Origin of the sequence: Pseudoalteromonas sp. HL-AS1, from assembly GCF_031198785.1 — a bacterium.
GTDB classification, from domain to species: domain Bacteria; phylum Pseudomonadota; class Gammaproteobacteria; order Enterobacterales; family Alteromonadaceae; genus Pseudoalteromonas; species Pseudoalteromonas distincta.
In genome coordinates, this window is sequence record NZ_CP133570.1 from 515,721 (window position 1) to 530,149 (window position 14,429).

The 14,429-nt window shown below is 38.2% G+C and carries 10 protein-coding genes; 1 reads left to right on the forward strand and 9 read right to left on the reverse strand.

The features are described from left to right. Window positions 1–193 precede the first annotated feature (193 nt). The 4 genes from RB214_RS19205 to RB214_RS19220 form a co-directional block, all read right to left on the reverse strand. Window positions 194–712, reverse strand: a complete 519-nt coding sequence (locus RB214_RS19205) for a DUF4240 domain-containing protein (protein ID WP_004334799.1) — start codon at window positions 710–712, stop codon at window positions 194–196. Next, complete coding sequence (locus RB214_RS19210; RefSeq protein ID WP_004334795.1) at window positions 712–903, reverse strand: YwbE family protein; 192 nt, start codon at window positions 901–903, stop codon at window positions 712–714. The genes RB214_RS19205 and RB214_RS19210 overlap by 1 nt, the downstream gene beginning before the upstream one ends. Window positions 904–971: 68 nt before the next feature. After that, on the reverse strand, window positions 972–1,253 hold the full coding sequence (locus tag RB214_RS19215) for a hypothetical protein (protein ID WP_004334792.1): 282 nt from the start codon (window positions 1,251–1,253) through the stop codon (window positions 972–974). Between the two features lie 15 nt (window positions 1,254–1,268). Next, a complete protein-coding gene (locus RB214_RS19220; RefSeq protein ID WP_004334789.1) occupies window positions 1,269–1,481 on the reverse strand; it encodes a hypothetical protein in 213 nt (70 codons plus the stop codon). Between the two features lie 100 nt (window positions 1,482–1,581). Here RB214_RS19220 and RB214_RS19225 point away from each other — a divergent pair, with 100 nt between their 5' ends. Beyond that, entirely contained in the window at window positions 1,582–2,388 is an 807-nt protein-coding gene (locus RB214_RS19225; protein ID WP_004334787.1) for an ion transporter, read from the forward strand. A gap of 83 nt (window positions 2,389–2,471) precedes the next feature. Here the strand turns inward: RB214_RS19225 and RB214_RS19230 are convergent, their stop codons facing one another. The 5 genes from RB214_RS19230 to RB214_RS19250 form a co-directional block, all read right to left on the reverse strand. Continuing rightward, entirely contained in the window at window positions 2,472–3,620 is a 1,149-nt protein-coding gene (locus tag RB214_RS19230; protein WP_309169172.1) for a DUF748 domain-containing protein, read from the reverse strand. A 229-nt stretch (window positions 3,621–3,849) separates the two neighbouring features. After that, window positions 3,850–5,739 carry a bifunctional diguanylate cyclase/phosphodiesterase gene (locus tag RB214_RS19235; RefSeq protein WP_309169173.1) on the reverse strand — a complete coding sequence of 630 codons (1,890 nt, stop codon included), beginning with the start codon at window positions 5,737–5,739 and terminating at the stop codon, window positions 3,850–3,852. Window positions 5,740–6,074: 335 nt separating this feature from the next. Then, complete coding sequence (gene asd, locus RB214_RS19240) at window positions 6,075–7,214, reverse strand: aspartate-semialdehyde dehydrogenase (RefSeq protein WP_182720332.1); 1,140 nt, start codon at window positions 7,212–7,214, stop codon at window positions 6,075–6,077. Between the two features lie 203 nt (window positions 7,215–7,417). Then, on the reverse strand, window positions 7,418–10,114 hold the full coding sequence (locus tag RB214_RS19245; RefSeq protein WP_309169174.1) for a TonB-dependent receptor domain-containing protein: 2,697 nt from the start codon (window positions 10,112–10,114) through the stop codon (window positions 7,418–7,420). Window positions 10,115–10,178: 64 nt separating this feature from the next. Beyond that, complete coding sequence (locus RB214_RS19250) at window positions 10,179–14,267, reverse strand: hypothetical protein (protein WP_309169175.1); 4,089 nt, start codon at window positions 14,265–14,267, stop codon at window positions 10,179–10,181. Window positions 14,268–14,429 lie beyond the last annotated feature (162 nt).

The window sequence follows — 14,429 nt, forward strand, 5'->3', positions numbered from 1 at the left end:
AAATAAATCCCTTAGATTGAACACATTTAAATCCACAAAGATTCATCCTAGATACTGCATTACAAACCATTTTGCTGTTAAGTACTTTAGTTAATACGTGCTTAAACAGCAAAACGATTTATATCAATGCGCTTACTTGAAGGGAAATTGAACTCATAAAATTGTTTGAATAGCGCTCAAATTACTGTTTGTTTTATTGCCAGTACTTTGCAAATAATAAAGGGTAGCTTTGCTTTAAGAACTTAGGTTTGTCTTTAAAACGTTTACCTTTAGGTTCATCACTGCCTGATGGAATAAACGGTAATTCGTCTTCGCTGCGTTCTTCAAATAATAAACCGGCTATTAAATCATACTCATCAATATACGGGTAAGGCTGCTCGTTTAAGTAATAAACAGGTGTACACTGCGCTAACGAATCAGCATTTTCTAAAGCGTTTTCGAATACTGTTTTACCGCGCGAAATTAACCAACATCTAAACTCGCTAAAACCGTAATCGTCGTTACATCCAGCCATCACAAAAGCGGCACCAAACAAATCCCAGGTAAAACATTTACGCATATGTATGCCAAAGTGTTTATCAAAATCAATAAGGTGCTGATCGCTTAAATCATTAAGTTTAGTTTTTAGGTTATCGCTCACACTTTGCGGATCGAGCCCTAAATCAGGCGTTGTTACTAAATCCCAAAAAGCCTGCTCTGTTAACGTTGCCATTATAAAATCTCTTTTACTCGGCCAACTTGACCATCTTCTAAACGTACTTTAATACCGTGTGGGTGATTTGGTGATTTTGTTAAAAGGCGCTCAACAACACCTTCTGTTAATGTGCCGCTGCGTTGATCTTCTTTTAATACAATATTTACTGTGGTACCTGGTGAAATTTGCGAACGCGAAGGAACAGCCATAATTTAAACCCTAAAAATAATTTATCTAATTATAACGTCCATGTGATGTCATACCAACTAAACCGCTGTTAATTGGCTAAAAATGAGATGTGTGCTGGTTTTGCGTTCAACTTAATAGCTGCTAGCTGGCTAAGTATAATCTGCGTTAACTCATCAAGTTGCGGTTTTGCATCTTCACGGGCTACCTCATCAATAAAGTAACATTGTACTTTTAACGTGTTTACTTCGTTATTTAAATCAACTGTATGCGTTAGATAATCAAAACCAATTACCATTTCTTTAATTGCTTCGCATGCATTAGTAAGCGCTAAGCGAATTTGCTTATCGCGCTGTTTTTGAGTTTTAGTCATAAATATAAAGGTTACTTATTTAGTCTGGGCTTGTTGCTGTTTTTTAAACTCTTCGTAGTTAGAGTCTTGTTTATCTAGACATTCGTAATATTCTTTGTCAGCTTTATAGTTACACTCATCAAGGCGCGCCGATTGTAATTCATGAAAACGTGCATCAGAGCTGCAGCCAGCCAAAACACATGATCCAATAATAAGTAATGCGCTGCTTTTTAGTTTATTGATAAACATTAAATTTCCTTACACTTTCTATATCGAAAAAGCGTTAAATTATTACGATACTATTGTATATTAGCGCCATAAAATCTTAATATCCAAAGGATCTATTACTATGATGTCGCAGTTACAAAAGTTGTTTCAGCGTATAGACAAAAGCAAGATATTTCAATCATTTGTTATAGCTGTAATTATTGTTTCTGCCCTTACAGTAGGTGCACACACTTACTCACTACATCCTACCGTAGAGCTTGCTCTAAATTGGATGGACGTTGGCATTACTGCATTCTTTTTAATTGAACTAATAATCCGCTTTGTTGCAAGTAAAGGCATTAAAGACTTCTTTTCTAAGGGATGGAATATATTTGACACTATCATAGTATTGGGCAGTTTATACCCTGCTGCTGGCTCTACAATGTTAATTGCTAGGCTGTTGCGCATATTTAGAGTGTTACGATTGGTTTCGATGATCCCAGAGCTGCGCTTATTGGTTAACTCATTGCTCAAAGCCATTCCGCAAATGGGTTATATAGCCCTGTTAATGTTTGTTATTTTTTATATATACGCTGCAATGGGTAGCATGATGTTTGCTGAAATCAACCCCGTACTTTGGCAAGACGTCTCAATATCAATGCTTACCTTGTTTAGAATAGCAACGTTTGAAGATTGGACCGACATAATGTACGAAACAATGGCGGTGTACGAATTAAGCTGGATTTATTACCTTACGTTTATATTCTTAACTGCATTTGTATTTTTAAACATGATGGTAGGTGCAATACTTGAGGTAATGAGTGAGGAGCACCGAAATGCCCGAGAAGAGCTTGCGGATAACGATTCTCTACCTGCAACACAAGGTCAGGTAAATGAGCTACAAGTTCAAATTGCAGAGCTTAAAGCGCTATTAAGTAAAGACAAATAGAAATATCTAGACTAAGTAACACCAATATCAATAATGTTGGTGTTACTTAGAGTTAAACGTTTAATTTGGGAAATATAAATACATTAATTACTTTTATTACTTTTATTACTTTTATTACTTAAAGATTCATCACTCTTTGGATCTTCAAAAGAAATAACATTATCCACTTTCATTTTAAACGCATCAAAAAAAGCATTTTTTAAAACCGAAATAACGGCTTGGAAAGTCGAAACATCCGTATTATCTAATTGCCCCTCTATAGGAATGCGTGCAGCAACAAGCTTAGACTCATCGTTTTCAAGTATAGAGCCCAGTAAATCTACACTGCCTTCAAATATAGCAGTAAAGATACCGTCATCATCTTTTTCTATATCTTCTCGCCAAGAAAATACACTCAGGTTTTGAACACCCGCTTTTACATAACCATTTAAGTTATTATCTTTAGCCACAAGTTCCATTGCGCCATCAATCCCCCCCGCTTCAATATCAAACGGTGTATACACTTTAAATACAGTGTCGAGATTTTTAACTGAGAAGCGCTGTACCTCTGCGTTAAAATCAAAATTAGCGTGTTTGCTAAAAGGGTCTAGTTTGCCATCAAGTTTTAATGCGGCCTCCCCCATTAACGCCCCCTCTACGTTTAGAGTAGTCACAAGTGTTTTTGATAGGTTTTGCGCATTCGTTATATTTTCAATTTTGGCATTAATATTTGATATAAAAGTGGGTTTTTCACCGTTATTGGTTGAGTTAACTAAGGTTAACTTGCCTTGCTCAATTATTAAGGTATCAATAGAAAACAGTACTAAGTCATTCGCCAGTCCCACCCAAGTGGTTTCATCTTTTACTTGTTGATTTTGCTCAGAAGCATTGGGGTCTTTATCGTAAATAACTATCTCAGGACGCGTAAAAGCCATGTTTGTGACTAAATTCCCTTTTAAAAGGGCTGACCACGCAAGTGAAAAATCGAGAGTTTGAATACTCAGTAAAGGCTTAGGAGCTGAAGTTGCATCAACAGCGTAAATTTCAACGTCGTCAATCGCGTAGGCACCGCGATATAAAAACAAATCTACATCACCAACATGCCCCGTAACACCTTGCGTATGTTTTAGCTGATAATTTACGTACTGCTGAAGCGCATAAGGTGCAGCTATTCTGGCAATAATAAGGACTAATAAAATAACCGCAAATGAGTTAAACCATTTGCTATGAAATACATTAGAAACCGAGCTCATTGTAATTTCCTTTACCTAATACTTTCGAATGAGCATTTTAAACATGTAAGAATTACGCAAAATTGTAACAACACTACGTAAATCGTATTTAAAATACATCGTTAATAGCCTAAGTGAAGTTAAAGTGGCTAATTTAAGTATTAACAGCAAAGGTTATACCAATTTAAAATTGCTACAAAAAATTGGGTTTATGCAGTAATACTTAACTAAATAAAAACAGCGAGTACCTTTAATATATCAAGGATAGTGCTTGATCAAATCTAACTGGTTTACTGAATATAAAACCTTGGTATTTATCAATTTCTAAGCTTTGTAATAACGTTAACTGAGCGGAGTTTTCTACGCCCTCCGCTATTACTTGGCAACCAATCATATGCGACATGTTAGTTACCGCAGATACAATACTTTTGTCTTTTGAGCACTCACAAATATTATCAATATAAGATTTATCTATTTTAATGTAATCAACTGATAGCTCTTTTAAAACCGATATAGAAGAAAACCCAGTACCAAAGTCATCAATAGAAATACGCACACCGGTATTTTTTATGGCCGTAATCACTTTTGACAAATACGGTAAATTTTTAATCATGACTGTTTCTGTTATTTCTAAATGCACATTGTATGGTTTAACTGCGTATCTATTTAAAAGCGCAACTAAAAAATCTAAAAAGTTATGATTTTCTAGTTGCAGCACCGACACATTAATCGACAATCCAATATTACTATTTACGGTATTTAGCTTACTTAAGCTCGCAATAGCTTGCTCTAGTACAAATTCGCCGAGTATATTAATTTTTCCATATCGCTCTGCAATATCTATAAATTCTGAAGGGGGAATAAATTCATCATTAAACTGCCAACGAAGTAGTACTTCAAACGTAGTTATTTCATTTGTGCTTATATCAACAATAGGTTGATAGCACAGATGAAAGTCACCTTTTTCTACGCACTCTTTAATTGAGCTGCGAAGTACTTCTTCTCTTTTAAGCGATTCATGCATTCGCTCGTCAAATACTGATATTTCATTACGGCTTTTCTTACCTTCATACATAGCTACATCAGCGTATTTAATCGCCTCTGCAAGATTAAAATTTTCGCGCGTAAAATACAGCCCAACCTTAAAAGAGGGGTTTACTTGATAGCTATCCATGCTTACTGTTTTCGTTAAGGTTTTAACTAATCTAAAAACACAGTCAAAAAGTTCATCTTCGGTGTTAGTGCGAGAATAAAAAATAAACTCATCACCTCCCCATCGACAAGCAATAAAGTCGCCTTGGGTTTGTGCTTCAACTAATCGTTTACCTGTTTGGGCCAGCACAAAATCACCAAAATCGTGACCGTATTTATCGTTGATGATTTTAAAGTCATCCATATCTAAAAATAAAACAGCTTTAATATCATCATTTTGATTGGCTAAATCAAGTTCAACATTAGAAACAAAGCTCCCCCTGTTAAACAATTTAGTTAGGTTGTCTTTTTGCTCTAAAGAAATTATTTGTTCGGTACGAAGTTGTACTTCGTTTTCTAAGTTTTCAATAAATTGATCTAACTTAAGTCCATTATTAATTGATGACTTTACATCTTTTGCACTACGTGAAGCCGTTATAAAACACAAAATAAACCATAAAACGAGCCCTAAAACACCTAGTACATTCTCATCTTCAATAGGCTGTAAAAGTAATAAAATACTAAAAGGAACCAATAAGCAGGTTATATACGACAAGGAGGAACGAATATCAGAAGCTAAAACGTTTAAACCGCCACCAGCAAGGGAGCTAAAAACAACCAGTGATACAAATTTTTCCTGCATTTGCATGTTTTCATAAAACAAAATAGGAAAAGCAGCCCATGTTAAAGCCGTTAATAATAAACCTATAAAATACAGATGATATTTAAAAGCATGGGTGTTGTTAACAAATACATGGCTTGCTATTCGAAGTAATGAAATAAATGATAACGTAAAAAGCCAGTAAAGCTTTTCTTGCGAGGCACTGTGGTTAATACTGCTAAAAATAAGAAAACAAGAAACAACCGTGTTTATAGCAATTGCAGAACTAAAATAGGAGCTAACAAATGCTAATCGCTTATTGGCAAAGTTATTTGTGTGAGAGGTCATTAATATTACTTGAATAGGCTGTTGCACAATGTAAACAGTTTACTTAAGTTCAATAATAAACAAAAGTGAACATTCATAAAAAAGTATTGTTTTAGCCTCTTAAGCGGTTTTATAAGCCATTAAACTAAAAAGGGCTGGCAAATTGCCAACCCCTTTTGTTAAAACTGATTATATATTATACCAATTCGCTTAATTAAGTGATCTATTTTGAGGGAAGAAAATCGTGTCGATAACATGGAAAAAATTTCTTTATTTAGTTGTTCTATATCAGAAATATTTAACGTAGTTAACGTCAGATTTAACCCCTCAAATTGATTAAGTATTGCGAATTAGTATTACTCACCATCAACAATTATGCGTAGCATACGACGAAGTGGCTCTGCCGCGCCCCATAAAAGCTGATCGCCTACTGTAAATGCGCTAATGTATTTTGGTCCCATCGCTAATTTACGAATACGCCCAACAGGAATGCTTAAAGTGCCCGTTACTTTAACCGGTGTTAAATCTGTGGCACTAATTTCACGCTCGTTTGGAATTACCTTAACCCACTCATTATGAGACGCTAAAATTTCTTCAATTTTTTCTACGCTAATATCTTCACGTAATTTAATGGTCATCGCTTGCGAATGACAACGCATAGCGCCAATACGAACACATAAACCATCAATTGGCACTGGTTGCTTAGAAGAGCCTAAAATTTTGTTGGCTTCTACTTGCGCTTTCCACTCTTCTTTAGACTGACCGCTTGGCATAGGTACGTCAATCCACGGGATTAAACTGCCCGCTAATGGCACACCAAATTGGTCTTGTGGTAAGTCATTTGACGCCATTGTTTCACTGACTATTTTATCAATTTCTAAAATAGCAGAGCTTGGGTTATCTAATTGCTCGGCAACACTTGCATGAATAGCGCCCATTTGTGCAATAAGCTCTTTCATATTTCGTGCACCAGCACCAGAGGCTGCTTGGTAAGTCATTGGGCTTACCCATTCAATTAGGTCTTGCTCAAATAAACCGCCTAATGCAAGTAGCATTAGCGATACTGTACAGTTACCGCCAACAAACGTTTTAACGCCTTGCTCTAAGCCTTGTTCAATAACATCTTTGTTTACGGGATCTAGCACTATTATGCTGTCCTCACTCATACGCAGTGCTGAAGCTGCATCAATCCAGTAACCATCCCAACCCGACTCGCGTAATTTTGGATATACCGCATTGGTGTAGTCACCGCCTTGGCAAGTAACAATAATATCCATTTTAGCAAGTTCGCTAATGTCACTTGCATCTAGCAATGGTTTTGCGTCGCCTGCTATATCAGGGCCTAGTTGACCCGCTTGTGAGGTGGTGAAAAAGGTGGTGTCGATATGGGCAAAATCACTTTGCTGCTGCATACGTTCTAATAACACAGAGCCAACCATGCCACGCCAACCGACTAACCCTACTTTTTTCATTGTTTGTTCCACTGTTTGATTCATAAAAGATGCCTTAATACATTAAAAATTAAATTCATTGCGTGAGATTTAATTTTCATTAACGTCAAAATAACACCACCAGCGCGCTAAAACTAGTGAATAAAGTAGAACTTAAATATTTTTCATAGTCATAAAAAAGCCCTGTATTAAATACAGGGCTAATAGGTAATTAGGTTTTATTATATCCCCCTTCCTTGGGTAGAAAATTAAAACTCGTAGCTAAAGCTTAAACTAAACTCAGTGCCTTCTTCTTGACGCCAAAGTGTTAAGTTTTCTTGTTCAATTTCTTTTTCTTGGCCAAGTATATTTTTAACTTTAAAATTAACTTTAGTATTAAAGTTAGGGAAGTAAGAATAAACTAAATCAAGAGAATGAAATGACTTTTCTTCTGCGTCTTCGTTACCACGCGTACCTGGTACGATTATGCGCGGCCCAAACACGTTATAAACAACTGAGGTAGAATGAAAACCATCAGCAGAGTCATAACCCATTTGTAAGTTTGCTACCCATTCAGAATGACCAACTAAACGACGTTTATTATTAGTAACAATGTTAGAAACAGAGTCAGCTTCCAACGCCTCTTTTAGTTGTTGTTCAAATAATGAATCAACCCCATCAGCATCGTTTATGCCAAGCTCAACACTTGAATCCGATAGAGTAACGTTACCTGATAAAAATATGGCAGATAAATCATTATGAATAAAACTAAAGTCAGTTAAAAAGTCTACCTCAATACCTGTTAGTTCACCCGACTGCGCATTTGCTGTTAGTAATTGCGGAGCAGCTCCACCAACACCCGCTAACTCAACCATTTCAATTGGGTTTTCAATATCTTTATAAAACAAAGCAACTGATAGATTGTTTCCTGAAGGCATGTACCACTCAAACCTAAAGTCAGCATTTTTTAGCTTAGAGCTTTGAAGTGTAGGCGAGCCTCGCACTAAAAACTCTGTTAGTGGGTCAACATAATAAGTTGAGCTTACATCACGCATATCTGGGCGAATCGTCGTTTCACTTAAGTTTAAGCGAAACTGCATTTCTTCATCCATAATATAAGTAATTGCTAAAGAAGGAAAAAAGTTATCTTCTTTTATTGCAACTTCGCTCACTTCTTCAATTGTTCCATCAAAGAAATTAGTATGAGCCTGAAAAGGCACTGATATTTGAGAAAAGTCTTCCCAACGAATACCACCGGTTATACGCCATGTGTTTTCGTAGAAAAAGTCGGCCATAAAATAATAAGCGTCTAACTTATGTGCAGCGCTGTACTTATCACCATCTGCGGTACCATCATCAAAAATACCAGAGCCTGTAATACTTGTATAAAACTCACTATTAGCTAAATTTTCGTCAGAAAAAATTTGGTCTATGTTTGAGCCAAAAGTAAAGTCATCAGCTATACCACGGTGCGTAATACCAAATTGAATATTACTTGCATCACGTTTTTTTTCAGAAAAATCGCCACCCACCTTAAGCTCTAACTCATAGCCATCACCATAAAACGGGATGCCCATATTCCAACCATATGTATCTACGTCATCATGCAAAGTTTGATAATCACGCGTTACGTTAGTAGCAGCAACATCTTGTAACTGTTCTGATTCAAATACACCATCATTTAAGTTAGTTTGAAAAACAACATCTAATGCACCTGGAGCATCTCTGTTGGCACGGCTTGTACCTGCATACCAATCAAAAAATAAATTTTCTAATTCAGGAAAATTATGCGTCCCTTTGAGCTGCGTAGAGAACATTTCACGCTCTTCATACATAACGTCAACACGGCGTAACTCAGTAACACCTTCTTCTGACTCGTTAGCATCGAAAAAGTCACGATTACGTACTCTGTCACTCATATCATGAAGCGCTATATTCGTTAGTTCAAATTTATGGTTATTATTAAATTCATAACCTAAATTTAATGTGCCACTCCAACGAACGGTTTGTTCAGTAGATATGCCATCATAAGTTTGTGCAAAACATTTATCTTCGCAGCCCAAACTCCCTAAATTTGTACCGCTTTGCTCTTTAACTACTTCCCATTCATTGTCATAGGAAACAGCTGCAAGAACGCCAAAAGTACCTACTTCAGACTCAAACCTATCACCTAGTGCTACTGAAAAATTCATGCCTGGATCAACGTCTTTCTCATTAGGTCCAACTTGCCAATCTAGAGATTGTAAGAGCGCTTGACGCTGCTCAAGCGTAGTACTGCTGTCACCTTCAAGTCCTGCATCACTTTTAAGCGCTGTAGAAATTAATGAAGGTAAAGCACGTGTACCATCATCGCGCCCCATCCAATCATCATCACCACCACTGTAAAAATAACCGGTGTCACTGTTAGAGGTGTTATATGAAGTACCTAACTGTATTTTAAACAAAAAATCAGAAGGAATAGATTTGGTGCGTATATTTACATTACCACCACCAAAGTGCGCTGGCATATCAGGAGAAAACGATTTCTGCACACTTAAACTTTCAATAATATCCGATGGAAATAAATCCAGTGGAACAACTGAACGAGTGGGATCTGGGCTTGGAACATACATGCTATTAAGTTGGGTACTTGAATAACGCTCACCCAAACCACGAACATAAATATATTTACCATCGACTAAGGTTAAACCAGTCACACGACGAAGCGCTGAAGCTGCATCGCCATCACCTGTGCGTGATATTTGATCAGCACCCATAATATCAGCAACAAATGCCTGATTTTGACGCTCTTGTAGTACTGCGCCTACACTACCTTTTAGTCGCTGGCCAACAGCAACTACTTCTTCTATTTCTTGCTCTTCGGCTTCGGCTGCTATAGCTGTGTTTACTGATAGCCCCATAATTGCAGCCATAACTGCGCAATTTAGTTTACAAAGAACAAGAGAAGAGGGTTTAAAAGATTTCATTTTTATACTCCGAAACAAAACAAGACATTAGCCGAGCTTTCGCTCGGCTATAATGTGGTTTGGATTAAAGACCTACCTTAACCCAACCTGCTGTCCAGTCTGTTTGTGCATCCATTGCACCAATGTAATCTACTGAATCAAAGTAACTATCTAGGCTTGAAGAATCAAAACCATTACCTAACAGTAATGACTCAGCCGAAGGCATATATCCGTTATCTGCTAAACCAAGGTCTGTGGCTGCTTGCACAGAGTTACCTGTTTGGCCTAAGAACCAAGACTCAACATTACCAGTACCAATTGCTTGCGTACCAAAGTTATTTGCTGTTTCACATGCAACAACTGAGTGAGTAACAGTTAATGTAGCATCCTCTGCGCGAGGAGCTGAATCTGAACCTACACGTAAACAATTTGAATAATCTGCCCCGCCTGTCACAACCAAGTTTTTAAGCATACCCGCAGTGCCTGCACGTAGACGTATACCGTTAACCCCAACATTACCAATAATAGTAACATTAGAAATTGTAGGCATTGTGAGTGGAGTTGCACTTGAATCAAACTCAGAGTTATCCGCCTCAATTGCATTATCACCTGCTGAGTCAGCTTGCTTGATAAGTACGTATTGCGCTTTACCCGTCCAACCAAATGACCAATCTAGTGAGTCATCACCAATATTAGTTAAAACCAGGTGACTGATGTTTGCAGTACCACCGAAAAATTCAACACCATCGTCCAGATTTTCATGAACGTGAATGTAATCAAGCTCTGTTTGACTACCAACACCAGCAAGCGTAATGCCGTTTAACTCATCTCCGTTACCAAGCGTTTTACCTGCTTGTTTAACTGCCACGTATTTTAAAGTACCTGAGTTATCTTCTGGGTCATTACCACCAAATTGGCCAGCGTCACCTTCAGCAGACACACCACAGTTTGCAAGCTCATCAGCGGTAGCATCGCCTTCTTGATCGCCACACGAGTTAGCCGGTGCATTACCTAAAAGCACTAAACCGCCCCATTGACCAATAGTCGTTTCGCCACCAGTAACATCTTCAATAGACGTCATAGTAATTGGCTGAGTTGCACTGCCCACAGCCTCTATTTTAGAACCACGGCGAACAACTAAAAAGTCATCACCCGACTCGCCAATAAGCGTAGTACCAAATTGAACATATAAAGTCGTTTCATCAGCGCGGTCATTACCTACGGCTGTACGGCCTTTTAGAATCCAATGGGCATCGTTAGTTAATGTTACGTCTGAAGTGAATACAACATCAGAAGTTAACTGATAAACTGGCTTGTCTGTTATTTCAGGAAAGCTTGCTGATACATCAGTAGCAAAACCCTGCTCTAAGGCATTTTGAATATCATCAGGAAAACTTGGTGTTATAGCGACTGTCCAACCATCCATCCAGTTATTATCGCCATCAAACGCACCAATATAATCTGTTTTAGTAAAGAACGAATCAAGGTCTGACGAATCAACACCCGAACCTAATAATGGTGAGCTAGATTTAGGTGTAAAGCCATCGGTTGCTAAACTAAGGCCAGCAGCTGTCAGCGTTTGGTTACCTGTTTGGCCTTCAAACCAAGATTGAACGTTACCACCACCAATTGCTCCACTACCAAAGTTATTATCTTCACTACATGCCACTACTGAGTTTTCAATAGAAAGCTCTCCAGATTCTGCATTTGCTACAGAGTCAGAACCCACACGTAAACAGTTTGAGTAACCTTCAGGTCCTGTAATTACTACATTACGTAGAACGCCCGCTGTACCTGCACGTAAACGAACACCGTTAGTACCATCAGCACCTACAATTGTTACGTTAGAAATTAGTGGCTTTGTTAAAGGTGTAGCATTTGAATCAAATTCTGAGTTATCCGCTTCAATAGCGTTATCACCACCAACAGCACTTTGTTGAATATAAATATTTTGCGCACGACCTGTCCAACCAAACGACCAATCAAATGCATCATCACCAATGTCAGTAAGTACTATGTTACGAACATTTACAGTACCACCAAAAAACTCAACGCCATCATCAAGGTTTTGATGAACTTGGATATATTCTACTTTTGTTGCAGAGCCTACACCCGCAAACGAAATACCATTAAGCTCATCACCGTTACCGAGAGTTTTACCTGCGTGCTTAACGACAATATAACGAAGTACACCTGAGTTATCATCGCTAATATCGCCACCAAATTGTCCTGCATCACCTTCTGCAGATACACCACAGTTAGCAAGTTCTTCAGCAGTCGTTTCGCCAGTTTGATCGCCACACGAGTTAGCAGGAGCATTACCTAAAAGTACTAAACCGCCCCATTGACCAATTGTTGTTTCAGCGCCTGTTACATCTTCAATAGATGTCATTGTAATAGGTGCAGTTGCATTACCATTTGCGTTAATTTGCGAACCACGACGAACAACTAAAAAGTCATCACCTGATTCACCAATTAGCGTTGTACCCGCTTGAACATATAATATAGTTGCATCTGCACGGTCATTACCAACGGCTGTACGACCATTTAAAATCCAATGTGCGTCATTTGTAAGTGTTACATCCGCTGTAAACGTTGTATCTTCAGCTAAGCGATATACTGGCTTATCTGTAATTTTTGGAAATTCGCTAGATACGTCTGAGGCTAAACCTTGTGATAGCGCATTATCAATATCAGTAGGGAAGCCACCATTAATACCAACAGTCCAACCTTCCATCCAATTAGTTGAGCCATCAAATGCACCAACTTGCGTATTTGCAATAAGCGGCGAGCCAGCAAGAGGTGTATAACCGTTGTCATCTAGCATTAAATCAGCTGGGGTAAGTGTTTGGTTAGCGTCTTGGCCTTCAAACCAAGATTGTACATCGCCACCGTTAATAACTTCGCTGCCAAAGTTATTCGCTGCAGTTTGACAAGCAACAATAGAGTTTGTAATCGTAAGTGTGCCATCCTCAGCACGAGGTACTGAATCTGAGCCTACACGTAAACAGTTTTCATAAGTAGCTGGGCCCGTTACAAATACATTTTTAAGAACCCCAGCAGTACCCGCACGTAAACGAATGCCGTTATTGCCCTCAGCACCCACAATTGTAACGTTTGAAATAGTAGGTAAAGTTAATGGTGTTGCACTTGAATCAAACTCAGAGTTATCAGCTTCGATAGCGTTATCGCCTACGTTAGCCGCTTGTTGAATGTAAACATTAGTAGCCGAACCCGTCCAACCAAAAGACCAATCTAGCGAATCGTCACCAATATTTGTAAGTACAACATTGCTTACATTAACTGTGCCACCAAAGAACTCAATACCATCATCAAGATTTTCATGTACTTGAATATAATCAACCGTAGTTGCAGAGCCAACACCGGCAAACGTAATACCATTTAACTCATCACCATTACCTAACGTTTTACCGGCTTGCTTAACAAGTACATACTTTAAAGTACCTGAATTATCATCACTGATATCGCCACCAAACTGACCTGCATCACCTTCAGCCGACACACCACAATTAGCAAGTTCATCAGCTGTTGCTTCACCTTCTTGGTCGCCGCAAGAATTTGCTGGCGCGTTACCTAATAATACTAAACCGCCCCACTGACCAATCGTTGTTTCTTGAGCTGTAACATCTTGAATTGAGGTCATTGTAATGGGCTGACTTACAGTCCCTACCGATTCAATTTGTGAACCGCGACGAACAACTAGGAAGTCATCTCCTGTTTCGCCAATAATCGTTGTACCTTGCTGAATATAAAGCTTGGCATTATCTGCGCGATCATTACCAACCGCAGTACGGCCATTTAAGATCCAGTGTGCGTCGTTTGTTAACGAAACATCAGTAGTGAACACAGTATCTGCAGCTAAGCGATAAACGGGCTTATCTGTAATAGATGTAAACTCACTAGAAACATCAGTTGCTAAACCTTGAGTTAGTGCATTATCAATATCAGTAGGAAAGCCAGTGGTAGCATTTTGTGAATCATCACGTGATGACGTTTCACCACTTGTATCGTCACCGCCTTCAATAACGTTAGTTACTGTATCACCTTCATTAATAGTTGTGTCGCCTTCAGATACTACTAAGTCTCCACCACAACCAGCTAAAGATACTGCAGTTGCAATCAAACTTACTTTGAATAAGTCAGATAATTTCATTGTTCACTCCGTTAAAGTATTTAATTATTTTTTAGGTGCTCAAATAAACTCAAGTCACCTTAAAACATTAAGTATTGCTTTAAGGTCACTTGAGTTATCAGCAGCGCCTACCTTACGGTAGCTATATGACATTACAGTTACACTTTAATAAACATAAGATGA